The organism is Bizionia sp. (genome assembly GCF_048259285.1).
GTDB classification, from domain to species: Bacteria; Bacteroidota; Bacteroidia; order Flavobacteriales; family Flavobacteriaceae; genus Algorimicrobium; species Algorimicrobium hallyeonense.
In genome coordinates this window covers 18,973-19,842 of the sequence record NZ_JBLXHU010000037.1, presented here as the reverse complement: position 1 = coordinate 19,842, position 870 = coordinate 18,973, and the positions used below count along the sequence as shown (strand labels likewise).

Genomic DNA, 870 nt, shown 5'->3' with positions numbered 1-870 from the left:
GGAAAACCAAGGGTCACAACCTGCTGAACCAACCGCAACCAACTGTTGGGATAACTACGTATTCAACACCGGCAACTGTACTTGGGAGAATCAAGGAACACAACCTGTTGAACCAACAGCAACAAACTGCTGGGATAACTATGTATTCAACACTGGGAACTGTACTTGGGAAAACCAAGGGTCGCAACCTGCGGAACCAACCGCAACCAACTGTTGGGATAACTACGTATTTAATGTAGGAAACTGTTCTTGGGAAAATCAAGGAACGCAACCCACTGAACCAACCGCAACCAACTGTTGGGATAACTATGTATTCAACACCGGCAACTGTACTTGGGAGAACCAAGGAACACAACCTGTTGAACCAACGGCGACAAACTGCTGGGATAATTACGTATTCAACACCGGGAATTGTTCTTGGGAAAACCAAGGAACGCAACCGACTGAACCAACAGCGACGAACTGCTGGGATAATTATGTGTTTAACACCGATAACTGTACTTGGGAGAACCAAGGGTCACAACCTACGGAACCAACCGCAACGAACTGCTGGGATAACTATGTATTCAATACCGGCAACTGTACTTGGGAAAACCAAGGGTCACAACCTGTTGAACCAACGGCTACGAACTGTTGGGATAACTACGTATTTAATGTAGGAAACTGTTCTTGGGAAAACCAAGGAACGCAACCTGTTGAACCAACGGCTACGAACTGTTGGGATAATTATGTATTCAACACCGGAAATTGTACTTGGGAAAACCAAGGAACACAACCTGTTGAACCAACCGCGACAAACTGTTGGGATAATTATGTATTCAACACAGGAAACTGTACTTGGGAAAACCAAGGAACACAATCTGTTGAACC

General features: G+C 45.2%; 1 protein-coding gene. It reads left to right on the top strand.

The genetic code is table 11. The annotated features are described in order from the left end of the window. The coding region (locus ACN0QX_RS13230) for a hypothetical protein (protein ID WP_417197601.1) at positions 1 to 870 on the top strand (870 nt) is incomplete at both ends.